Annotated in this window: 20 protein-coding genes, 1 tRNA gene, 1 rRNA gene and 2 pseudogenes; 14 read left to right on the top strand and 10 right to left on the bottom strand. The window is 43.9% G+C overall.

The genetic code is table 11. The features are described from left to right. Positions 1 to 144, bottom strand: a 16S ribosomal RNA gene (locus ACE1CM_RS42675); the annotation flags it as partial. A 304-nt stretch (positions 145 to 448) separates the two neighbouring features. Between ACE1CM_RS42675 and glyQ the strand changes: the two genes are divergently transcribed. From glyQ to ACE1CM_RS42635, 8 genes are all read left to right on the top strand, one after another. Beyond that, the gene (glyQ, locus tag ACE1CM_RS42670; RefSeq protein WP_374885399.1) at positions 449 to 1357 is read left to right on the top strand and encodes a glycine--tRNA ligase subunit alpha; all 909 of its coding nucleotides are present in this window, start codon (positions 449 to 451) and stop codon (positions 1355 to 1357) included. Positions 1358 to 1387: 30 nt separating this feature from the next. Next, on the top strand, positions 1388 to 1867 hold the full coding sequence (locus ACE1CM_RS42665) for a DUF4079 domain-containing protein (protein ID WP_374885398.1): 480 nt from the start codon (positions 1388 to 1390) through the stop codon (positions 1865 to 1867). Further along, positions 1867 to 4221 (top strand): ComEC/Rec2 family competence protein, encoded by a 2355-nt coding sequence (locus tag ACE1CM_RS42660; RefSeq protein WP_374885397.1) that lies wholly within the window; start codon positions 1867 to 1869, stop codon positions 4219 to 4221. Before ACE1CM_RS42665 ends, ACE1CM_RS42660 begins: the two co-directional genes overlap by 1 nt. Before the next feature lie 50 nt (positions 4222 to 4271). Continuing rightward, positions 4272 to 4358 (top strand) — tRNA-Ser (locus ACE1CM_RS42655). Between the two features lie 85 nt (positions 4359 to 4443). After that, positions 4444 to 4632 (top strand): hypothetical protein, encoded by a 189-nt coding sequence (locus tag ACE1CM_RS42650; RefSeq protein WP_374885396.1) that lies wholly within the window; start codon positions 4444 to 4446, stop codon positions 4630 to 4632. A gap of 367 nt (positions 4633 to 4999) precedes the next feature. After that, positions 5000 to 6853 carry a tRNA-guanine transglycosylase gene (locus ACE1CM_RS42645; protein ID WP_374885395.1) on the top strand — a complete coding sequence of 618 codons (1854 nt, stop codon included), beginning with the start codon at positions 5000 to 5002 and terminating at the stop codon, positions 6851 to 6853. Positions 6854 to 7097: 244 nt separating this feature from the next. Continuing rightward, positions 7098 to 8186: a DUF262 domain-containing protein gene (locus ACE1CM_RS42640; protein WP_374885393.1), complete on the top strand. Its 1089-nt coding sequence runs from the start codon at positions 7098 to 7100 to the stop codon at positions 8184 to 8186. Further along, positions 8179 to 8811 carry an MAE_28990/MAE_18760 family HEPN-like nuclease gene (locus tag ACE1CM_RS42635; protein ID WP_374885391.1) on the top strand — a complete coding sequence of 211 codons (633 nt, stop codon included), beginning with the start codon at positions 8179 to 8181 and terminating at the stop codon, positions 8809 to 8811. Before ACE1CM_RS42640 ends, ACE1CM_RS42635 begins: the two co-directional genes overlap by 8 nt. 46 nt (positions 8812 to 8857) lie before the next feature. Here ACE1CM_RS42635 and ACE1CM_RS42630 read toward each other — a convergent pair. Both ACE1CM_RS42630 and ACE1CM_RS42625 read right to left on the bottom strand, forming a co-directional pair. Further along, positions 8858 to 9070 (bottom strand): annotated as a pseudogene (locus ACE1CM_RS42630) (formyltransferase family protein); the annotation flags it as partial. Between the two features lie 71 nt (positions 9071 to 9141). Then, a pseudogene (locus tag ACE1CM_RS42625) lies at positions 9142 to 9319 on the bottom strand (transposase); the annotation flags it as partial. 735 nt (positions 9320 to 10054) lie between these two features. On the opposite strand from ACE1CM_RS42625, the gene ACE1CM_RS42620 reads away from it, so the two are divergent. Continuing rightward, a complete protein-coding gene (locus ACE1CM_RS42620) occupies positions 10055 to 10837 on the top strand; it encodes a DUF4058 family protein (protein ID WP_374885389.1) in 783 nt (260 codons plus the stop codon). 287 nt (positions 10838 to 11124) lie between these two features. On the opposite strand, the gene ACE1CM_RS42615 is transcribed toward ACE1CM_RS42620, so the two are convergent. The 4 genes from ACE1CM_RS42615 to dapF all read right to left on the bottom strand — a co-directional run bounded on the left by ACE1CM_RS42615 (position 11125) and on the right by dapF (position 13520). Beyond that, complete coding sequence (locus ACE1CM_RS42615) at positions 11125 to 11379, bottom strand: hypothetical protein (protein WP_374885388.1); 255 nt, start codon at positions 11377 to 11379, stop codon at positions 11125 to 11127. A gap of 321 nt (positions 11380 to 11700) precedes the next feature. Beyond that, a complete protein-coding gene (locus tag ACE1CM_RS42610; protein WP_374885387.1) occupies positions 11701 to 11868 on the bottom strand; it encodes a hypothetical protein in 168 nt (55 codons plus the stop codon). Between the two features lie 70 nt (positions 11869 to 11938). Further along, a complete protein-coding gene (locus tag ACE1CM_RS42605; protein WP_374885386.1) occupies positions 11939 to 12310 on the bottom strand; it encodes a hypothetical protein in 372 nt (123 codons plus the stop codon). 370 nt (positions 12311 to 12680) lie between these two features. Next, a complete protein-coding gene (dapF, locus tag ACE1CM_RS42600; RefSeq protein WP_374885385.1) occupies positions 12681 to 13520 on the bottom strand; it encodes a diaminopimelate epimerase in 840 nt (279 codons plus the stop codon). Positions 13521 to 13657: 137 nt separating this feature from the next. Here dapF and ACE1CM_RS42595 point away from each other — a divergent pair, with 137 nt between their 5' ends. Next, positions 13658 to 13873, top strand: coding sequence for an RNA-binding protein hfq (locus tag ACE1CM_RS42595; protein WP_374885384.1), 216 nt, complete (start codon positions 13658 to 13660; stop codon positions 13871 to 13873). A 56-nt stretch (positions 13874 to 13929) separates the two neighbouring features. Here ACE1CM_RS42595 and ACE1CM_RS42590 read toward each other — a convergent pair whose 3' ends face one another. Then, positions 13930 to 16263, bottom strand: a complete 2334-nt coding sequence (locus ACE1CM_RS42590) for a cation:proton antiporter (RefSeq protein ID WP_374885383.1) — start codon at positions 16261 to 16263, stop codon at positions 13930 to 13932. Between the two features lie 400 nt (positions 16264 to 16663). Between ACE1CM_RS42590 and ACE1CM_RS42585 the strand changes: the two genes are divergently transcribed. Continuing rightward, positions 16664 to 17410 carry a hypothetical protein gene (locus ACE1CM_RS42585; protein ID WP_374885382.1) on the top strand — a complete coding sequence of 249 codons (747 nt, stop codon included), beginning with the start codon at positions 16664 to 16666 and terminating at the stop codon, positions 17408 to 17410. Between the two features lie 283 nt (positions 17411 to 17693). On the opposite strand, the gene ACE1CM_RS42580 is transcribed toward ACE1CM_RS42585, so the two are convergent. Then, complete coding sequence (locus ACE1CM_RS42580; protein WP_374885380.1) at positions 17694 to 19532, bottom strand: Rieske (2Fe-2S) protein; 1839 nt, start codon at positions 19530 to 19532, stop codon at positions 17694 to 17696. Positions 19533 to 19573: 41 nt separating this feature from the next. Here ACE1CM_RS42580 and ACE1CM_RS42575 point away from each other — a divergent pair, with 41 nt between their 5' ends. From ACE1CM_RS42575 to ACE1CM_RS42565, 3 genes are all read left to right on the top strand, one after another. After that, positions 19574 to 20221: a helix-turn-helix transcriptional regulator gene (locus ACE1CM_RS42575; RefSeq protein ID WP_374885379.1), complete on the top strand. Its 648-nt coding sequence runs from the start codon at positions 19574 to 19576 to the stop codon at positions 20219 to 20221. 91 nt (positions 20222 to 20312) lie between these two features. Beyond that, on the top strand, positions 20313 to 20555 hold the full coding sequence (locus ACE1CM_RS42570; protein WP_374885377.1) for an antitoxin family protein: 243 nt from the start codon (positions 20313 to 20315) through the stop codon (positions 20553 to 20555). Then, the gene (locus ACE1CM_RS42565) at positions 20542 to 20961 is read left to right on the top strand and encodes a PIN domain-containing protein (RefSeq protein ID WP_374885375.1); all 420 of its coding nucleotides are present in this window, start codon (positions 20542 to 20544) and stop codon (positions 20959 to 20961) included. The genes ACE1CM_RS42570 and ACE1CM_RS42565 overlap by 14 nt, the downstream gene beginning before the upstream one ends. A gap of 54 nt (positions 20962 to 21015) precedes the next feature. On the opposite strand, the gene ACE1CM_RS42560 is transcribed toward ACE1CM_RS42565, so the two are convergent. Next, positions 21016 to 21256 (bottom strand): UPF0175 family protein (locus ACE1CM_RS42560; RefSeq protein WP_374885373.1); only part of this gene is annotated, 241 nt, incomplete at its 5' end.

The raw sequence follows: 21256 nt of genomic DNA, 5'->3' as shown, positions 1-21256 counted from the left end.
TCCCTCTGTTGTCCCGAACCTGAAGCTAGATTCTCACGTGTTACTCACCCGTCCGCCACTAGGGTATTTCTACCCCCGTTCGACTTGCATGTGTTAAGCAGACCGCCAGCGTTCATCCTGAGCCAGGATCAAACTCTCCGTTGTATTCGCGAAAAGTTTTTTTTGGCTGCCGTTGCGTTTTTCTCGCCCCGGCTGTTTTAATTTTTTTTTACGAGGCTTGTTTGGTTTTTGCTTTCAAACTATGCTTTTTTCATGGTTCGTTGCGCTGGAGAGCGTTTAGCTTTTGCTTGCGCTTTGCTTTCTCTCGACCGCTTTACTAATCTAACAAGTCTATAAGGGACTGTCAAGCCCTTTGGGAAATTTTTTTTAAAATTACTGAAACCTTGCTCCGATGAGGGTTTTGCGCCAAAATGGGTTAAGCGTCACGCTCGGTGTAGGAAAAAAACTTGTGAATTTTCAGTCGGTGGTTGCTACGCTCAATCAATTTTGGAGCGCTCGCGGGTGTCTGATCGCCCAGCCCTACGATATTGAGAAGGGGGCAGGCACCAAAAATCCTCATACCTTTTTAAGAGCGATTGGACCTGAGCCTTGGTCGGTCGCCTATGTAGAGCCTTGTCGTCGTCCTGCGGATGGTCGCTACGGCGAAAACCCCAACCGCTTTCAGCACTATTATCAGTACCAGGTTCTGATTAAACCTTCCCCAGATAACATCCAAGAGATTTATCTCGATTCCCTCAGGGCGCTGGGTATCCGTCCAGAAGACCACGATATTCGGTTTGTGGAGGATAACTGGGAAGATGCTGCGGTGGGAGCTTGGGGAACTGGCTGGGAAGTCTGGCTAGATGGGATGGAAATTACCCAATTTACCTACTTCCAGCAATGCGGGGGTATTGATTGTCGTCCGGTTTCGATAGAAATTACCTATGGACTGGAGCGACTAGCGATGTATCTTCAGGAAACTGATGCGATCGCTAAAATTCGCTGGACTGATAACATCCGCTACGGGGATGTTCACCTCCAGGGAGAAATAGAGCAGTGTACCTACAACTTTGAGGCATCTAATCCAGAGTTACTCTTTACCCTTTTTGGTCTTTACGAGCAAGAAGCCTCGCAACTGATCGAGCGAGGATTGGTTCTACCCAGTCTGGACTATGTTTTGAAGTGTTCTCATACTTTTAACTTGCTCGATGCCAGAGGCGTTATTTCCGTAACGGAGCGGACTCGCTACATTGCTAGAATTCGCCACCTAGCAAGACAAGTAGCCCAGCTTTACTTGCAGCAACGGGAAGCGCTAGGTTTTCCACTGGCGAAATTGCACAATTCCGAGCGCTCGCCTGGTAAAATTTTGACGCGGTAGCTTGCACGCCTCGTAGTGGTGTTAAACCCTATGGTTGATCTGTTAAACCTTTTAGAACCAATTGGCGATATATTCCGGAGTATGGGCATTCCCCAGCCGGTGGTACATTGGGGGCATCCGTTGATGATGGCAATTGTGGTCTTTGTTATGGGCAGCTTTGTGGGCTTAGCTGGATGGCGGGGACGCACAATTGCAGATGAAGCAACTGCGGCGAAAAGTCGCATGGAACACCGCAAGTTAGCGCCTTGGATGTTTCTGTTTATGGCAACTGGCTATACCGGCGGCGTTTTATCTTTGGTGATGCAGCATCAACCGATCTTGGAAAGTCCCCATTTTTGGACTGGCTCGATTGTGCTGCTGTTGCTGGCTATCAACGGATTAATTTCTGTAACCGGCTTTGGGGGCAATAAAGCAAGTTTACGCACCGTTCACGCCTACTTGGGAAGTGTAGCCCTTGTCGTTGTCTTTATCCATGCCGTGCTGGGTTTGAAATTGGGTTTGGCAATCTGATGGCTGCTGTTGGTGGGATAATTCTGTGTTTGGCTTACATTCTGGGACTACTGTCTGCGGCAGTAATGTCTTCCATCGCCGAACGCAGATTTTATTTCATTCTGGCTTTAGCATTAGGTGGGTTAGGACTAGCAGCAGCTTTCATCATCCCTCGAATTTGGCGAACAGTTGCGCCACGTAGATTATGGCTAACGGCTGCAACGCTTTTGTTTTTAGCTCCCCTGTATTTTCAACTAACTGTGCCGCAACCAGGAAAAAATGATATTAGCCAGTTCGTCGCCACACAGACAAGCGGGAATGCTCAGGAGCAGATCGTCAGGGTGCGCGGTAAGATTGCGAGTACGCCTCGCCTAACTCGCAGTAAACGGGCTCAGTTTTGGTTAAATGCTAATCAACTCAACGAAGTAGCGGGGATAGACAAACCAGCAAGGGTCGGTCAAAGCGTTACGGGTAAGTTGTATGTCACCGTTCCTTTATTGCAAGCAACTGGTTTAAATAGCGGTCAAGAAATTAACGTGACTGGAAGCTTATACAAACCTAAACCGCCTGCTAATCCCGGTAGCTTTGATTTTCAAGCTTATTTGGCTAAAGAAGGTGCTTTTGCCGGTTTGACAGGTCGAAGCGTGAGTATTCCGGATGAAAAGGCAGGTTCCCGCTGGGGATGGTGGCGCATCCGACAGCGAATTCTCCGCTCTCAAGCTAGTAAGTTAGGTATTCCTGAAGGTCCTTTTGTTAGTGCAATGGTGCTGGGAAGTCAGGCGGTAAACTTATACCTACCAGCCGCGATTCGAGACCAGTTTGCCAAAGTAGGATTGGCTCATGCATTAGCTGCTTCTGGCTTCCAAGTTTCTCTGATTTTAGCGATTGTTGGCTCGTTGACTGGCAGGTTATCAGCAAGAGCAAAATTTGGCTATGGTGTGGCGGCACTTTTGATTTTTTTGGGGTTAACTGGGCCACAAGCACCCGTGCTGCGAGCAGTAATAATGGGAATTGCCGCATTGACTGCTATGGTGCAAGAGCGAAAAATTAAGCCGTTTGGTTCTCTTTTATTGGCTGCTACTATTTTATTGCTGATTAATCCGCTTTGGATTCAAGATTTAAGTTTTCAATTGAGTTTTCTGGCAACGTTGGGATTGTTGACAACTGTGCCAGCTTTGATGAAAGGTTTAGATTGGTTACCACCTGTATTAGCTGGGGCGATCGCTCTCCCAATTGCTGCTTCCATATGGACGCTACCGCTACAACTATATGTTTTTAACGTGGTTTCGCCCTACAGCATTCTAGTCAATGTAATTTCTACACCTTTAATAACTATTATTAGCATTGGTGGCTTCATCAGCGCTTTGGCTGGGTTGATTTGGCCTTTGGCAGGCAGCGCGATCGCTTGGCCTCTATATTACCCCGCACATTGGCTAATTCAACTGGTAGAATTCTGCGGTCAGTTACCTGGAAATTCAGTTGCAGTTGGCGCGATCGCTCTCTGGCAGTTAATCGCACTCTATGGTTTAATCGCCATAGTCTGGCTTTGGCGTTGGTGGCAGCGGCGTTGGTGGTTAGCCGGATTAATCGCTATCAGTTTGGTTGTCTTTCCTGTTTGGTACGCTAAGACGACTTTGTTCCAAGTAACCGTGCTAGCTACTCCAGGAGAACCTGTCCTGATTATCCAAGACCAAGGAAAAATTACGCTGGTTAATAGCGGGGATGCCAATACAGCTCGTTTTACAGTTTTACCTTTCCTGCAACAACAAGGCGTTAACCAAATAGATGCGGCAATTCGTTGCTGTACTCCACGCTTGGGTAACCGAACTGATACCCAGGTTACGAACAATGGCTGGTCTACAATTTTAGAACGCTTGCCTATTGCTAACTTTTACAACGAACCGGCTATGAGGGACTCTACCAGTCAACCCAATCTTGAAACTGCCGTGCAAACTCGTCAGGGAACTTATCAAACTTTAGCAGCCGGTCGCAGGGTCGAAACTGGCTCGACCGATGTTAAGCTACTCGATGCCGACCTTCCTGTGTTGCAGTTGCAGATTCAAGGCCAAAATTGGTTATTGCTGGGAAATCTCCAACCCGATCAGCAAAAGCTGTTGGCAACTAAAATAGGACTGTCCAATTTACAGGTTTTAGCATGGTCTGGGGAACGCTTGACCAACGATTTGCTCAATGTACTAAAACCGAGTGTCGCGATCGCTTCCTCGAGTTCTGTAGATCCGGATACGGTGACAGCGTTGCGGAGAAACAAAACTCAGCTTTTCTGGACAAACCGCGATGGTGCAATTCAGTGGTCACCCAAAGGTGGGTTTGAGACAACTTTGGAGTTAACTGAAAACGAAGCTTCCCTCCTGTGATATACTAGAAAAGCACTCTGGAAACGAGTAAAATAGGATAATCCATCTGTGGAGAGGTGGCAGAGTGGTTGAATGCGGCAGACTCGAAATCTGCTTTGGCGGCAACGTCAACGTGGGTTCAAATCCCACCCTCTCCGTTGTAAAATTCAGATTTAATCAGACTTTCAGAGCTTAATCTCGTAATCGAGTAGCCAAAACCCACCTGACCATTTGGCTACTGAGATGGCTGATCAGATGTGGGAGACAGCAGGATTATGGTATAGTCACCCAACTGGTCAAAGAGCCAAGGTGAGGCGTTACAGACCCCAGTACAACACCCGACACAATTTAATTACGATGGCTTTGGAAGGTGGGGTGACCGATCCACAGGTAGCCAAGTTAGTTGGTAACAGCATAGAAATCATCCTATGAAGATGGAAGTTCCCATTTACTAGGTGCAACTGGGAGGCCGATTTTAATTTAATCTTATGATTAAATCTGAGATTGCTTCCCTGTTTTTATTATTAGCAATCATTCGGGGATAGCCAGGTATAAAATTTCAATTAATTTAAATTCAATCCTAAAAAATCAAGCAATAATAAATAAATTCAGTTGTTGGATAGGTAAAAATAAAATTTTATATTCAATATGATACAGTGATTAAAGAGTTTTGTAATGCGGTATATAAACATTACAGCAATAGCGGGCATGAGGTATAAAATTATAAAGCCTCTAAGCATAACAATGAAGAAAAAACTTTACAGGCAGGCGCAACTCTATTGTTAATTAAGAGTAAATTGTGGAATTATCAGTATTTTCAGCCAAGGTTTTCAGTCATGGTCGCACAGGTGAGTTGCACCTCGCACATACCACACTCTCTACACCCATATTGTTCCCAGTGGTATGTTTGATCACGGGTACGACAGCTAGGGGTGGAGGGTTATGGAAATATGTTTTACAGGCAGATGTATCCAATGGCTTGCTGCGTCGTAACCTGCCTGTCATGTCTCAGGTGCTTCACTTTTTAGACTTCATTCCCAATAGGGTTCATGAGCTTAACAAGTGGAGAAACTTAGGCATTCAACGACGTTACAATCAGGAAGTATCACCACCTCTGCAATACAATTCTGCAATATTTCTTGATTCTGGTGGGTTCAAGCTACTCTGGAACAAAAACGTAGACTTGTCGGTTTATGGTCTATCTGTCAAAAGCGATAAAGGTTATGAGACTATCTTGGAATTGCAGAGGGATTTAGGGGGAGATATTGTTGCTACACTCGATTACCCCTTGCCTCCTGGTCTGACAGAATCAGAGGCGAAGGAGTGGATGGATAAGAGCATAAAGAACGCTGTTGGAACAGCTAGGTATCTCCAGAAAAATCCAGATTACCAGCCTTTTCTTTACGTTGCTGCTCATGGTCAAGATCGAGCGAGCATGGGTGATTATATGAAACAAGTCTTTAAAACATTTCAGGAAAAAGACTTGAATAATTTCCCCTTTGGATTGGCTGTTGGTTCATTAGTACCGCTGCGGGGAGCGCATAAATATTCTGCCATTATTGAAATACTAAGGGGCTTGCAGGAGAATATCCCAGAAAGTAGGCGCAATCAAATACCTATCCACGTTTTTGGGGTAACAGGCAATATGATACCTATTCTGGCATATCTGGGAATAGATAGCTTTGATTCCAGCACCTACGTTCAAGAAGCGAGAAGTTTAAACTACATTGACCCTAAGACTAGACGTACTTATCCAGTTCTGGAAATGGAAGAATTGACCTGTAATTGCCCTGTGTGTCAGCAGGTGAACTTGGAGGAGATACAAAGTTCGCTGACATCAGAAATTCGCGGTCGTCCACTGCCCAACGGTCACTACAAGAGTAAATACTACGGCGATATTGCTTTACACAATCTGGAAATGGATTTCCGAGTCGTCAAAGAGACAAGAGAAGCTATAGAAGCGGATTCATTGCAGGAATATCTGATTCAGCATGCAGAAAAGTTTCCTAAGTTGCAGTCTGCATTGGAGGTTATCGCTAAAGAAGATGAGAGCCTAGGAGTTAGACTAACGCGCATAGTGTCCGCGCCTCAAAAGCAGAAAGCAAATCTCAGCGAACGGGTTGTTTCTTTGAAATACACCCCTGATGACTTCAATATTCTAAATAATGGTTACTGCCCCACTAAAGACAGGCGTGTGTTGTTAATCATTCCTTGTTCGGGTGGTAAACCTTATTCCAAGTCCCGTTCTCATCGCTTGATTGGGGAAAGACTCGAGCAAGCTTTGGGAAAAAAGACCGAACTAATTCACAAGGTAACGCTTTCTGGACTTTACGGCCCGGTACCAGAAGAATCGGAAAATGAAGCAGCTATATTAGGCTACGACTTTCGTTTAGAACCATTTAACCAAGCTCAAATTGACCTAATAGCTAATCGCCTGGTGTCCTACTTAAATCGACATAGCGATCGCTACATCGCCTGTATCGGTTATGCTACCAGTCGAGCTTATCGCACTGCACTAGAGCAGGCTGCCCAACAGGTATCCTGTTTATGCGTACTTCCCACCAAACCCAAAACTCGGCGACTGACAGAGTTCTTCAGGCAGGAAAATGTAGCGGAGTTGGTGGAGGAGGTTATAACCACACTGAATAAATAGAAAAATTTAATGTATAAATTGCTACTTTTACTCTCCTCTATTTCTTCGCGATCTGTTTCAAAACCTGATATACTTTGGGTAAGCCTGTTCAGAAATATAAAGTTATGTACGCTGAATAGTAACCTGTGTAATCAAAAGTACTGCTTGAAAGTAGAAGTGAGTGTCAGACAATACAAGAAAATTATTTTAGGATAAAAATAATTATTATTTCAATCAGTAAAACTTCATCTCAGGAGTGTATGTGATGGCTGAAATAGAAGAAATTATAGATCAGAAAATTGGTGAAGTTCGTACTGAGTCTCTTGATATAAGCTTCGGCGAAATCGTCAATTTACATTCAGCAAAAGAACTGATAATTCAACCAGAATATCAACGTCTATTCCGATGGTCTGATGAACAAAAGTCGCGCCTAATTGAGTCAATTCTTTTGGAACTGCCAATACCTCAAATTTTCGTTATAGAAAAAGAAAGTGGGGTTTTGGAACTAATTGATGGTCTGCAAAGAATCAGTTCAGTTATTCAGTTTATTAATCCGTCAGTTTTAAACCTGGAACCTCTTGTTCTTCAAGGATGCGATTTAGTCAAAGATCTGGATGGTAGAAAATTTGAGGACTTACCCCTAAGACTGAGGCTTACCATCAAACGCTCGTCAGTTAGAACTGTTGTCATCAAAAGACAAAGTAAGTCATTTTTAAGATATGCAATGTTTAAAAGATTAAATACAGGCGGAGCAAATTTAGATCCACAAGAAATTCGCAACTGTTCTGCCAGGATGGTAGGTGAAGATGGCATCCGATTCTATTCTTTTATACAAGAAAAGGCAACTCACCCTGCTTTTGTAAATTGCATAGAAACACTGTCACAACCAGAAAAAGATAAAAAAGGAGACGAAGAACTTGTTTTGAGATTTTTGGCTACCAAGAATGCTCAGAATTTATTTAAAGGTAGTGTTCAAGATTGGCTAGATAATTACATGGAAAAAATCCTGCTTAAAGATATAAACTTTGATTACCATTTAGAAACAGAACAATTTAATAGATTGTTTACATTCTTGAGTAATACTTTAGGAGAAGGTGCATTTGTAAAATATAGGGGAAACGATCCTATAGGAGGTCTTGCTCCTGCTTATTATGAAGCTATTACAGTAGGTACTTGTAATGTACTGGAGCGCATTCGTAATCTGCCAATTGATGCAATTAAACAGAAAATAATTGATCCAGTTCAAACTGAAGAATTTAGAAAATATACTGGTTCTGGCGCCAATAAACAAGACAAGCTAAGAGGCAGAATCAATACAATTGAGAACGCTCTTTTGGAGCTAGTCAATGAGTAAGTGGTTGCAGCAACTGGAAGAAGATTTAGATTGGAGACAGGCAGAACTTGCTATATTGAAGCAACAAGCTGTTCTAGCTGCAAAAGACTCTGCTAGATACCGAGTGCTTCTACGTGCAATGTGGGCGCTTCTTTATGCTCACTACGAAGGTTTTTGCAAGTTTGCATGGGATTTATATCTCGACGAACTGCAAAAGACAGGGGTTAAAAGAAAAGATTGTAAAGATACAATAGCGAGGCTATCTCTTTATAAGAAATTTAAGGAGATGAGAGGAAATTTATCTCCATTAAGTATATGGGAATTTGGGCAAACAGGTTTCAACCTAATGCTAGAAGAAAATTTAGATTTTCCCGAAAAATTAGAAACACAATCAAATTTATGGCCTGATGTATTGAAACAAAACTCACTCTTAGCTGGTCTTGATTGTAAGCTAGTAGATCAATACGAAATAGAACTTAAAGCATTAGTTAGAAGGAGGAATGATATCGCTCATGGTCAAAAAATGATAATTAAAGACCTGAACGAGTATCAAAAATATGAAAATGCCGCTTTAGAGGTAATGCATGAGCTAGCAGTATCAATTGTTGACTGCTTAGATAAACAACTATACCGACAAAGCCCCTAGCAGACGCCAGACTGCCTGCCTTAATGCTAAGTCTGTATTTTGAGCGTTACTTTTCCTGATGCTGGGCACCAGCTAGACCGTTCGGGGAAGCAGTCGCGTAGCGAATCGCTTCTACCATAATCTTATGCTCCTGCACCTGTATCCGGGCGTGCAGGGTTTCTGGGGTATCATCGGGCAAAACCGGCACGGCGGCTTGGATGAGAATTGGGCCACTGTCAACTTCTGGAACAACTAAGTGAACCGTATAGCCAGTAATTTTTTGCTTGAGTCGGTTGATAGCACGTTCAACAATATTGCGTTGACGGTAGATTTCACGGTTAAAAGGACCGTCCCACTTTCCATAACGTTCTGGCAGGTCTCGCCGTGGCGCTCCAGTTCTTAGTATCCACAGGATGCCATTGACAACCTGTCGGCGATCGTGATTTGGCTTACCCGTTTTCGGTTTCTGCGGTGGCAGTAGCGGTTTTAACCTCTCCCACTGCTCATTACTCTCGTCCCCTCGATTCATCAACACAAAAGAAGAGCGCTCGCGCCTTTTTTAGGATATAACGAGTTTGAAAACACGCCCTAATCCTCGTTCCTCAGCTTACAGCGCTACCCATGCGGCGATTTCAACTCTAGCAAGCGAGGCAGAAATTATAGCGCTCGCAAATCGCGAAGGTTGGCGTGCTTTGCGTTGTTCGCGGGATGGCTTTTTTGATGTAATTGAATTCTGGGTGGAAAATCGGCTGCTTTTAGAGTTATTACCACCAATATCTTGCATTTATGCAACCGCAAGCGTTGCAAAATTTCCTAGAAAATCCACCTGTAGGTATTGCTAAATAAGCCAGCGAGTGGTAATAGGTAATGGGTAGTTATCAGAAGTTAGCTGCTCAATCAGCTGCTATGCATCTAAATAGAATACAGAGACGGGCAGGATGCCCATCCCACAAGAATCTCAGAAAAATTCACTGTCAAATTAGATGCATAGCAGCTTAGTCTCAGGACTTACGCCAAAAAACCGGGTTTCTATGAAAAATCGTTTATGGCAACGATAAATATCCCCATAAACCCTGTTTATCAGCTCTTTGCGCCTAATTTATAAGTCTAGTATACCTCTGCCAAAATTCTTGTGGGGTAGGCATCCTGCCTGCCCTTATCTTAATTTTATGAAAAAGTCCAATTACCAATTACAAATTACCAATTACCACTTTAGCTAAAATAAAGATATCCTTACCCTATCAGCATTTGCTGATAAACCATCATGCCTTCTCCATTTCCGGGGATGAACCCCTATTTAGAAGATCCCAATCGTTGGTCGGATTTCCATAATCGTTTGATTGTAGCGATCGCTTATGACTTGACCCCAAAATTACTGCCAAAATATCAAGTCGTCACGGACAAGCGAATTTATGAAATTATCGGCACAGATTCCCTCTTTGTCGGTAGACCTGATATTACCGTACAACGCCGCCAAACAATATCGCCTTCAACTTCTTCCAATGTTGCTGTTGTTACTCCAGCAACGCAACCAATTAAAGTAGATTTACCAATGTTAGAAGAAGTTCGAGAAGCTTATTTGGAAGTCCAAGATCCAATAACTAAAGAAGTAGTCACAGTTATTGAAATTATTTCTCCTACAAACAAACGAGGCGAAGGCCGTTCAAAATATGAAAAAAAACGTTACTCTGTGTTGGGTAGCTTAACGCATTTAGTAGAAATTGACCTGCTGCGAATGGGCGAACATTTACCAATTTTAGGCAATCCAACCCAAAGTCATTATCGAATTTTGGTGAGTCGATCGAATACGCGCCCTACCGCCGATTTATATGCTTTTAATTTACCCGATGCAATTCCTGCTTTTCGATTACCTTTAAGACCGGGGGATGTAGAACCAGAGGTAGATTTACAGCCGCTATTACATGGGGTTTACGATCGTTCTGGCTACGATTATTTTATTGATTATAATAGCGATACCGTGCCACCTTTATCAGAATCGGATGCAGCTTGGATGGATGCGCTGTTACGCGAGAAAGAGTTGCGCTGATTGGGATTTTTTGACCGCAGTTTAGAAAAAAAATTGTCTCAATTTTGGCTAGCATTGCTAGTGCTACCTTGACCCAAGTCGCGCAAAAATTGGTTGTTTTTTCTTAAAATATAAATTTTGCCCATCTTTTCTTTGTCACTTGAGTTTAATGTTTCTTCAATGGCTAAGAACCCTTGTTTTCTTACAATAACATCGGATGCACTGTGTTGAGTAATTTCTATTTTTGCGTAACCTTGAGAGTCTGTTGATTGAATTGTTGGTATATTTTTTGATTTAAAAAATAATATTTATGCATTATTCAGAGGTTGACCATTTTCATCTGCCACTAAAATTTGAACTTCAACTAAACCTACTGGTGCTGATACATCATTGGACTTATTGTTAGCATAGAGATCGAACACAAATGGGAAGAGTATAGTAATTAATACTGCTAAAACAATAATAAGTATATATCTAGAGCGCGTGCTATAGATTTTCTCCTTTTCTAAATTTTGAGAATAATCTATATCGTCTTTTCCTTTTTGGTTGGGGGTCTTACTCATTTTTATCTTTCCTTCTTTAGTTTAATGATTGTTGGTCAAGTTTTCATACTGGTCGAGGATACTTTTCAAAAATTTTTTTTTTCCGTAATCTTTGTTTGCGCTTATAACCTCTACCGAAAAGTTAGGTATACTATTCTGTTCACAAGCTGTTTTAATTTCTTCCTCTATATCTATAAATATTTGTTTTGCATATTCTTCATAATTTAAATTTTTCGGATTAGGTAAGCATTGATTTTTAAGTAATTTATCTAGTAGATCGCATTTGTTTATAACGAGTTTTACGCTTCTCAGATTGAGGCTATAGATTACAGAAAAAACAAGTTATATAGTGACTTGATTAATATAAGACAAATGCTCCTGTTTTCTGTTGTGTATTTTGGTTTCTGTATTTGTGCTAAGCCATGAAAGTTGCAGATCTTGAGGATCTAGAGGATTGCCATTCTCATCATAGCGTCCAATGATATCAACAATAAAAATAGCAGCATTCACCAGATTTTTTTCTAGGATATATGAATTTATCGGGAATATTTGTAATTCCCATAGATGGTTTTTGCCCTCTCTAATCTATTACAGAAACTGTAATTTTTAACCCTGGGATAACTGTGATTTTTTCGGTGTAACATGCAAGATTATTAGTTGATTGATGCACTGTATTTTCCAATGTAAACCAAGAATGAATCAGAGTCGTTTTTCCAGTTCCCGCCGCCCCATACAAATAAATAATGCAACCTTTATTTTTTTGAGCAGCTAAAACACGATCGAGCAATGGTAGAAAAGCATAGATCGCAATACCTATCAATATTGGAAAAGAGACAGCGATTATAATATCAATCCAGTTATTTTTATCTGGCTTGAACAGGTGAATAACAAATATCACAAAAACTGTGGAAAGTAATAAAATAAAAAATAAAATGACTCGCCTGTTTGTCATGGTATGGTGTTGAGTTGATTATAGGTAACCTCTATATTGGATATTCAGCATTTTGAATCGCCATCCGGATAGTTATCCAAAATAATCAGGACTTACGCAACGACACTAAATATAGTGTAATGGTGCCGTACTCTGCTGGCTAACGCACCCTACATATAAAAACTTTGCGTAAGTCATGGTGCCGTACTCTGCTTGCTAACGCACCCTACATATAAAAACTTTGCGTAAGTCCTGATAATAAAAATTACTTCAACACATAGCCAGCAGTACCAGGAATTTTTATCGCCTAGTTAAGAGAGCAAATATAAAATTATCCTAACAAAAAGTTTTGAGGATGGGAAATGCGATCGCACATCCCATTTCCTTATTCTTACACGCTACCAGTGAAGGCTTTTTCAGCAGGTCCGGTCATGTATACTCGTTGGTCAAGTTCTGACCATTCTATTTCTAATGGTCCGCCGGGAAGTTCGATAGTTGCTTTGCGATCGCACATTCCCGTTAACACTCCTGCCACCAATGACGCACAAGCACCCGTGCCGCAAGCTAATGTGATGCCAGCACCTCTTTCCCAAACCCGCATTTTTAAATAATCTTTACGCACCACTTGAATAAATTCCGTATTTGTGCGTTGGGGAAAGACTGAGTGATGCTCGAATTGAGGACCAATATTTTCTAAGGGAATAGCTGCCACATCCTCAACAAATGTGATGCAATGGGGATTGCCCATGCTGACGCAAGTCACTTGCCAAGATTTTCCCGCAACTGACAAAGGCAGATTGATGACTTTTTGGTCAGCGGGTGCAAGGGTAGTGGGAATTTCCCCGGCGAGGAGGCGCGGCAGTCCCATATCTACGGTGACTTGACCGTCGGGGCGCAATTGGGGTTTCATGACACCAGCGAGGGTATGGATGCGATATTCAACGGTAGGGTCTGATTTTCCCTCTAATTCGGCGATGAAACGCGCTAAACAGCGAATGCCGTTACCGCACATTTCCGGTTCGGAACCGTCGGAGTTGAAGATTCGCATTGTGTAATCGGTGCCATCTTGTCCCGGTAGTGCGAAGATAACGCCATCGCCACCGATGCCGAAATGGCGATCGCATAACTTCACCGCTTGTTCTGGGGTCACAGCAGGGTCGGATGAGGAACGATTATCGATCACAATAAAGTCATTCCCCAAACCGTGATACTTAGTAAACTCGATTGCCATTAGATTTGTCCTTTGTCAATTGTTATATGGTAATGGCATTCCCAGGCAGAACCGTGGTAATTGCGTTCCCAGGCAGAACCGTGGGAACGAGGGTATCCTAAAATTACCAATTACCCATTACCAATCGCCAATTACCCATGAGTAGCGAATTCGATACTAACTTGCCCAGCGTTCGTAAAGTTCAATCTACGATTAAAGATCAAAAACAGGTCGAGATGAAACTGACCACAGGTGACGTGCTAGCTGGTAAGCTGCTCTGGCAAGATCCATCTTGTATCTGCCTGCGGGATGAAAGCAACCAGCAAATCCTGATCTGGCGAGGCGCGATTGCTTATATCAAACCCAAAGCGTAGGTAATGGGTAATTGGTAATTGGTGTTTCTTCCCCATTACCAATTACCCATTACCAATTACCCTTCTCTTAAATTATCCACTGGCAGAAACTCGCGCAACGCTTCGCTTTCACCCGCTGTTACCACGGGGACGAGGGGAACGGGTGCGGGGGTTTCGGGTGCTAGAATTTGCTGAATTTGATTCAGGGGATGGAAACCGCCGCATAATAGTATGCGATCGCCTGCTAGCAATTCGGTATCTTCTCCCGGTAAGCGGATAAACTTACCATCCCGGCGAATGGCGCGCAGTTGGACGCCATACTGGCGACGAATATCGAGAAGAGCAAGTTTTTGCCCGATGAAAGGACTATCTGGCGGTACTACAATCCACTGACAGGGGTCATCGAAACCGGGTACGACAGCTTCCCCTTTCGCCAAATCGTCGAAGGCGGCGAGTTCTTCCCCTTCTCCCACGACTAACAAGCGATCGCCTTCGTGGAGGGTTGTTTGCGCGTCTGGATAGTCTACTTCATCGCCTCTAGATCGGCGAATTGCCATTAAACTCACTCCAGTTAAGTTGCGGATATCTGCTTCCCCTAACGTCATCCCCTCTAAGGGCGAACCGGCGGGTAGATTATACCACCGACTGTTCATATCAGAGGCCGCCAGTTGCAGTTCGCGGGAAACTTGGGAAGCGGAACGAATTGGACGCAGATCTAGATAGCTGCGATCGCGTATTTGCTGCACTTGCTGTTGAATCGCTCTCGGAGTCATTCCCATACCGATCAGCAGGTGACTTGAGAGTTCCAAACTCGCTTCAAATTCTGGTTGTACTACTTCCCGCGCCCCCAATTGATAGAGCAATTCGATATCCTTTTCTTGGTTAGCGCGCACGACGATATCCAATTCGGGTGCTAATTCTAACGCGCGTTTGAGGGCAAGGCGGGTACTCATCGGATCGGGGAGTGCGATCGCCATTCCCCGCGCGTTGTTTACTCCAGCGGTTTCCAGCACGTGCAAGCTGGTACAGTTACCGTAAACGTAAGGCACTTTTGCATCTCGCAATTGCTGTATTCTACTTTCCGACTGGTCGATCGCTACCACTGGATATTCCTGCGCCTGTAACAATCGCACCAAATTGCGCCCCACCCTACCATAACCGCAGACGACGATGTGATTTTGCAAATCTATGTCGCAGGCGACTTCTAAAGGTACGTTCGCTTCTTCTAAATAGTTTTTGATCCAGGGTAAATCTAACAATTGCGGCACAACGCGCATCAAAAATGGCGTCACCACTAAGGTAACAGCGGTTGTCCCCAAAATTAATAAATAAATTCGGCGAGAAACCAGCCCCAATGCTTGTCCTTCGCTCGCGAGAACGAAGGAAAATTCCCCAATTTGAGCCAGTCCCACCCCAGCTATTACAGCAGTTTTTAAAGGATAGCGAAACCCTCTCACAATCGGCGCGAGGATTAAGAATTTACCCAACAATACTAGGGCTACCAGTCCTAAAATCAATTCCAGGTTATTCCACAAAAACACCGGGTCGATTAACATGCCAATCGCCGCAAAAAATAAGGTAGCAAAAATATCCCGGACTGGTTCGACATAGGTTAAAGTTTGGTCGGCATATTCGACTTCTGAAATCATTAACCCGGCGACAAATGCACCCATTTCGATGGAAAGTCCTAAATGTTCTGTCAGCAGGGCGACACCCAAACACAAAGCCACCACGCCGAGTAAAAACAGTTCCCGACTCTCGGTTTTAGCTAAAAATCGCAGAATTTGTGGTATAATCCATATCCCAACTGCTAATGCACCCGCTGCAAATAACGCGATTTTGAGTACCGCCGCTCCTACTGCTAAACCAAGCGCTTCTGGGGGTTCGTCAAGCGCTGGGAGGACGGCTAGCATCAATCCTACTGCCAGATCCTGCACGACTAATATACCCAGCATTACCTGAGCGTGGGGCGTTTCGGTTTCGTTGCGCTCCATCAAGCACTTGAGGACTACGGCGGTGGAAGATAATGACAGAATTGCGCCGAGAAACATTCCCTTGGCGGGTAAGGTTTCCCAAGCCCCCGTCACGCCGCATAATAAAACCGTGATGGCGATGGTGAGGGCGATTTGGAGTCCGCCGCCACCGAGAGCGATCCCTCGCACTTTCTTAAGTTCGGCAAAGGAAAACTCCACCCCCAAAGCAAATAACAAAAACGCCACGCCAAACTGCGCCAGGGTTTCGACCTGAATCACTTCTTTAATCAGTCCTAACCCGGCAGGGCCGACAATCATCCCCCCCAACAGATAACCTAATAAAACGGGTTGCCGCAACAGCGACGCCAACAGACCCCCCGCCGCCGCAGCACTAAGAACCAATACCAAATCGACAATCAGCCTAAAATCTTCTTGCACAAGTTTCTACAAGTTTCTCAAAGAAATATTACAGTGTATAAATTAAGAATACAGAGTTTTGCCAGTCTTGGGCGATATCCGCCCCAACCGTCGCCCCCCACGCAGGATTGCGCGGTCGGTTTTACCAATAAAATTTGGTAAAAACAGACACAGGAATTACGCAGGAGCGGCTTAGAAACGGGATTTCTCGTCCTGTTCTGGTCAAATTGCCAAAATCAAAGGCTGTCGAATAAATATTTTAGCCCAGATTTCTGAGAATTAGCTAAAAAATTTATGAGAAAGTCTCAGCGAAGCTACTGCATATGTTCAGGTAAAAATCATTCCTACCTCAGTTGAAACAGGCATACTGATTTTCAGTTTCATCCAGGCATTTTTTGCCACCATACTTTATTCTGAAATCATGGCAACCATAGAAAATATTGTGCGGGTAATCAACAAAGAACTCGTTCCTCAATTTGAAGACAAACTTCGCAGCTATCTGATTCAACAAGATAAAGAATGGCTGATTGAACAAATTGTGCGTTTAACCCTGGACGCCCATAGCTTACGAGAAATGGATCGAAAATTAATCCAGGAAGCCAAAGCTAAGAAAAGATTTGAAAGGATATATCGGTTACAAAAAATGGCATTAAATCGCGATATGCTGGTCGATTTTATCAATAAATATGAAGATTATGACCGCGATCGGTTGATAGAGCAAGAGTACCTATTAGCTAATGCGCCTGCTAAGGGAACAGCTTTGATTACTGATGAGTACCGTACTGAAAAAGGTAATAAATTCCTACTCTACTGTAAGGATATTTTATTCGGTATTCTGTTTGGAGATGAGGGGACAAAGACTTACTTACCCCGAACTGGGCGAGAACTTTTATCATTGACTGTACCCCGATATAAAGCAGAGGTATTGGATTTTATGAAGGCAACAACAGAACTTAACGCTTTAGGAAGTTGGCAAGATCCGGAAAGTGTCTCGAATGATTCGCGAGAAGATAATGTAATTTTAGAAGTTGAGTACAGTGAAGTTGAGGGCGAACTTGGGGGAGCAGGTTTGATTAGATCGCTGAGTTTAATTAATAATTTGGAAGTAAACGAGCAAATTCTATATGCCCGCATGATTGTGGTAGAGCATACTACTTTAATTACCTGATATTATGTCCGGTTGCATCTCAGCTAGGGGGAAGCGGGTTTTACCGATTACCTATGGCAAAAACAGACAATTTAAAGGTGAGGACACGGCGAGGGTAAAATGTTGACTTAGAAACCGGGTTTATGGCGGCAATCTCGAGTTGCCAAACCCAGGATTTTTCCGAGAAACAAAGGTGTACAAAGAAACCGAATTGATGGCGGCGAAGTCGAGTTGCCAAACCCAGGATTTTTCCGAGAAACAAAGGTGATTGGCGTTGGGAAAGAAGATTTCGGATGCCGTGTCCCTAGGATTCTTCAAATAAGCGATCGCCGCGATGCAACCGATACGCCATTTGATAGGTTTGCTCTTGACTTCGCATCGTCGGTGCGTGAGCAGCTAAATATCGCGCCGCAGCGACCAAGACATGAACTCCAGCAGGAGTTTGACCCAGCAAAGAATACTGGCGAAATGCTGCTTCCATTTCCTGAATGACGTGAAAGTCGCGATTTTCTCGCAACATTAACTTGCCCAACATCGCCATCAATGTTTCGGGTTTCCCACCAGCGTACAAATATTGTGCCACCAATTGTCCGACCTGATTGACTTGTTGCTGTCGATCCAACAGTTCTGGTAATTGTTTGAGCAATTCTGCTGGATTTTCCAATCCATCTTTTGGTTCTGGAAGTTTGGCGGGCGGTATATTCAAAAATCGATTCAAATAGACGCTCATCGCCGCATCAAAAACTCCCCTTAGTAATTCAGGAGATGGGACTCGTCGCAAACCTTGGTGAACCGCATTGGCAAATGTAAAAGGATGGTGTGCTGTATTCCAATCGCTACGATCGTTGTTGGTATGGAAGCGCGCAACGCGCAAGGCGGCGGCGTAAGTCACCGCGCCTGCTAATTGTTCTTCGGTACAACCTGCTTTTAAAGCTGTCAAAAGTGCGTCGGCGATCGCGACGGCATCCTCACCCAATAAAATCGGTATCAATTGCTCAAAATCCGACCAATTACCTCGGTGAGATTGACCTAATTCTAAAGCTTTTGGCAATTGCTCAAACGCCGCTTCTAAAATTTCTACCAAATCGACTGGATAGCGCCAAGAGTTAGATTCTTCCATGCGAGTTGCATTCGCCAAACCCGCTACTAAACTTGCTAAAACACCCTCCGATCCTTGCCAATTGACAGCATCTAAAGCTTCTAGTGCTTTGTTAATAAAATCCAGGGTATGACCGACATCAATGTAGCGGCGATCCGTGGCAGATGCAAATAACATATCGGCAATTTGTTTTGAACTTGCACCAATCCGAATTGCCGTGACCAAACATCGTTCTGCTGCTTCGCTGTCGCGCCGTTCGATAAATTGACGGAACCAACTTTTGAGCGCATCAATATCGCCAGAAAAATTCGGCAGCGGGTGAACGACAAAGTGAGGCGGCGCATTTGCACTATCGCGAGCAACTGCGGAAAGTCCCTGATAAAGGGCGCGGGGACGGTCTTCTGCATCTAAATAAGGCAGTAAATTCATCAAGCAGGTGTGGATGGATAACCCGGTATCCCACCCATTTTTGTTGTAGCGAGTGCCAAATTCTAGTCCAATTTGGAACGGTTCTGTAAAGTCAGCGCCCAAGTCTAAAAGCGCGATCGCAGACTTAGCAATCACCAGCGATATACTGTGCTGTAACCCATCTTGCAGTCGCTGGCGTTGGTGGACGTAAGGGTCAACTTGCGGCGCTAAATTTACCCACACCTCCCCATCGCGAATCTGTACTGGGAACCCACGCACATCATCTGCCCAAGAATCAAATGTTCCGCCACTTTTGAGGTCAAAACGGGCGTAATGCCAGGGGCAGGTAACAATACCATCTTTGCAAGTACTGCCGTGGAGGGGAAAACCCATGTGCGGACAGCGGTTATCGATTGCGTATACTTGGTCGTTGGAATAGAAGAGTGCGATGGCGTGTTTTTCTAAATTTACTAGCAAGCTTCCTTTTGCTTGCACATCAGCTAGCTTAGCCGCAAAAACGTAGCCATCTATCGCATTGGAAACCATATTTTTTTCCTCCATTACCAGGATAGGCGAGACGCCCGTCTCGCTCTCCTGACTTTCTAAAGATAACTCTTTATAAACTACGATAGCCATACCGACTTGACTTTGTAAAGACTTTCCTTTAATTTCTTAATATGGAAGCCAAATCGCCGAAAAACGATGCCACGGTGCGGACTCGACGCGCGATCGTGAACTTGCTCAAGCAAGAAGGGGCAATGGACTCGAAAGAGCTATCCACGCGCTTGGGAGTTTCCGCAATGGCAATTCGACAACACCTGTACGCCTTGCAGTCGGAACGCTTGGTCACCTATGAGGAAGAACCCCGTCCGATGGGGCGTCCTGCTAAAGTTTGGCGGTTAACTCCAGCAGCGGATCGCTTTTTTCCAGCAGGATACGCCGAATTGACTTTAAGCTTAATCAATTCAGTAACAGAGGCATTTGGCGAAGGAGGAATCGACCGCCTTTTAGAAGTGAGAACTCGCCATCAAATTTCTGCCTATCGAGAGCAAGTTTCCCAAGATGGGTTGCAAGAAAAGTTGGAAGCATTGGCAATGCTGCGTACCAACGAAGGTTACATGGCAGAAGTTGAAAGGTTAGAAGATGGATCGTTTTTATTAATCGAAAATCACTGTCCCATCTGCGCCGCTGCTACCGCTTGTACGGGATTGTGCGCGAAGGAATTAGAAGTATTTCAGAGTGTTTTGGGGGAAAATGTGAAAATTGAGCGCACCGAACATATCGTCGCTGGTGCGCGACGCTGCGCCTATCAAGTTTCGCTATGAAGTTTTAACTCAGTTTCTTATAATTTCAAATTTGTTATGATATATTAAGCATAAACCAACGACTCGTAGAAATTGGCACGGAGCCTTCCTTATGCCCTTCGCTCTCAAAGCAATTTATCGTAACGGCACACTCATTTTGCAAACTCCTTGCAACTTACCTGAAGGTGCTGAAGTCGATCTATTTATACAATCACCTCAAATTGCAGTACCACCAATTACAGATCTGGCTACCAAGCAACGTTTTCTAACAGAATTGATCGATCGAATGCAGCGAAATATGATTCCGGCTAATGCTCCTAAGTTAACAAGAGAAATGCTGCATGAACGCCGTTGATACTAACATTCTGATCTATGTAAACGATCCTCGCGATCTAGTTAAACAGAGAATAGCTTCTTCTTTAGTTTTGTCTCTAACAGATGGCGTTTTACTCTGGCAGGTTGCATGTGAGTATTTAGCAGCCAGTCGTAAACTTGAACCACTAGGGTATGATAGATCGCAAGCATGGCAGTATATTCGTGACTTGCAACAGGTTTGGTATACTGTTCTTCCCACATGGATGCTTCTCGATCGTGCAGAGAATTTGCTAAATCGCTTCAATCTATCCTACTGGGATGCCACGATCGTTGCTGCTTGTCTGGAAGCAAATGTTAAAACTCTTTACACAGAAGACTTTGGTTACTCAAACATTGATGGATTGGCTATTATTAATCCTTTCCAACAACGATCCGAACCAGAGTGAATTGGGCGATCGCATATCGCGCTTAAACCACTGTGAAAGAGCTAGGAGAGTTCTTCAGATATCTATGCCATCCCACAGTTCAGAGATGGCATGTACTTTGCCTTCTTTAGCTTGCTGAAGAGAAGTGCGGAAGCTGGCTAGGATAAGTTCGTTTGGTTCGTCGTCGGGGTCAGTGGGTGGAGTGATGATATTACGGGATGCCAGCAATTGGTAGAAGTCATCGTTCGATATTCCGATTAGTTTGGCTGCTTGTTCAAGGTGAATGCGCTGTTGCTGATAAAGCATAATAGCGATT

This window comes from Microseira sp. BLCC-F43, from assembly GCF_041929235.1.
Classification (GTDB): Bacteria; Cyanobacteriota; Cyanobacteriia; order Cyanobacteriales; family Aerosakkonemataceae; genus Microseira.
The sequence above is the reverse complement of the archived record's forward strand: the minus strand, read 5'-3'. Positions and strand labels throughout refer to the sequence as shown.

Bases quoted from the DNA above. Each gene is read 5' to 3' on its own strand.
- dapF (WP_374885385.1), bottom strand. From the start codon at position 13,520: ATGGCAATCGAGTTTACTAAGTATCACGGTTTGGGGAATGACTTTATT.
- ACE1CM_RS42635 (WP_374885391.1), top strand. From the start codon at position 8,179: ATGAGTAAGTGGTTGCAGCAACTGGAAGAAGATTTAGATTGGAGACAG.
- ACE1CM_RS42595 (WP_374885384.1), top strand. From the start codon at position 13,658: ATGAGTAGCGAATTCGATACTAACTTGCCCAGCGTTCGTAAAGTTCAA.
- ACE1CM_RS42660 (WP_374885397.1), top strand. From the start codon at position 1,867: ATGGCTGCTGTTGGTGGGATAATTCTGTGTTTGGCTTACATTCTGGGA.
- ACE1CM_RS42580 (WP_374885380.1), bottom strand. From the start codon at position 19,532: ATGGCTATCGTAGTTTATAAAGAGTTATCTTTAGAAAGTCAGGAGAGC.
- ACE1CM_RS42575 (WP_374885379.1), top strand. From the start codon at position 19,574: ATGGAAGCCAAATCGCCGAAAAACGATGCCACGGTGCGGACTCGACGC.
- ACE1CM_RS42640 (WP_374885393.1), top strand. From the start codon at position 7,098: ATGGCTGAAATAGAAGAAATTATAGATCAGAAAATTGGTGAAGTTCGT.
- ACE1CM_RS42570 (WP_374885377.1), top strand. From the start codon at position 20,313: ATGCCCTTCGCTCTCAAAGCAATTTATCGTAACGGCACACTCATTTTG.
- ACE1CM_RS42565 (WP_374885375.1), top strand. From the start codon at position 20,542: ATGAACGCCGTTGATACTAACATTCTGATCTATGTAAACGATCCTCGC.
- ACE1CM_RS42665 (WP_374885398.1), top strand. From the start codon at position 1,388: ATGGTTGATCTGTTAAACCTTTTAGAACCAATTGGCGATATATTCCGG.
- ACE1CM_RS42615 (WP_374885388.1), bottom strand. From the start codon at position 11,379: ATGAGTAAGACCCCCAACCAAAAAGGAAAAGACGATATAGATTATTCT.
- ACE1CM_RS42585 (WP_374885382.1), top strand. From the start codon at position 16,664: ATGGCAACCATAGAAAATATTGTGCGGGTAATCAACAAAGAACTCGTT.
- ACE1CM_RS42620 (WP_374885389.1), top strand. From the start codon at position 10,055: ATGCCTTCTCCATTTCCGGGGATGAACCCCTATTTAGAAGATCCCAAT.
- ACE1CM_RS42650 (WP_374885396.1), top strand. From the start codon at position 4,444: ATGGCTGATCAGATGTGGGAGACAGCAGGATTATGGTATAGTCACCCA.
- ACE1CM_RS42605 (WP_374885386.1), bottom strand. From the start codon at position 12,310: ATGACAAACAGGCGAGTCATTTTATTTTTTATTTTATTACTTTCCACA.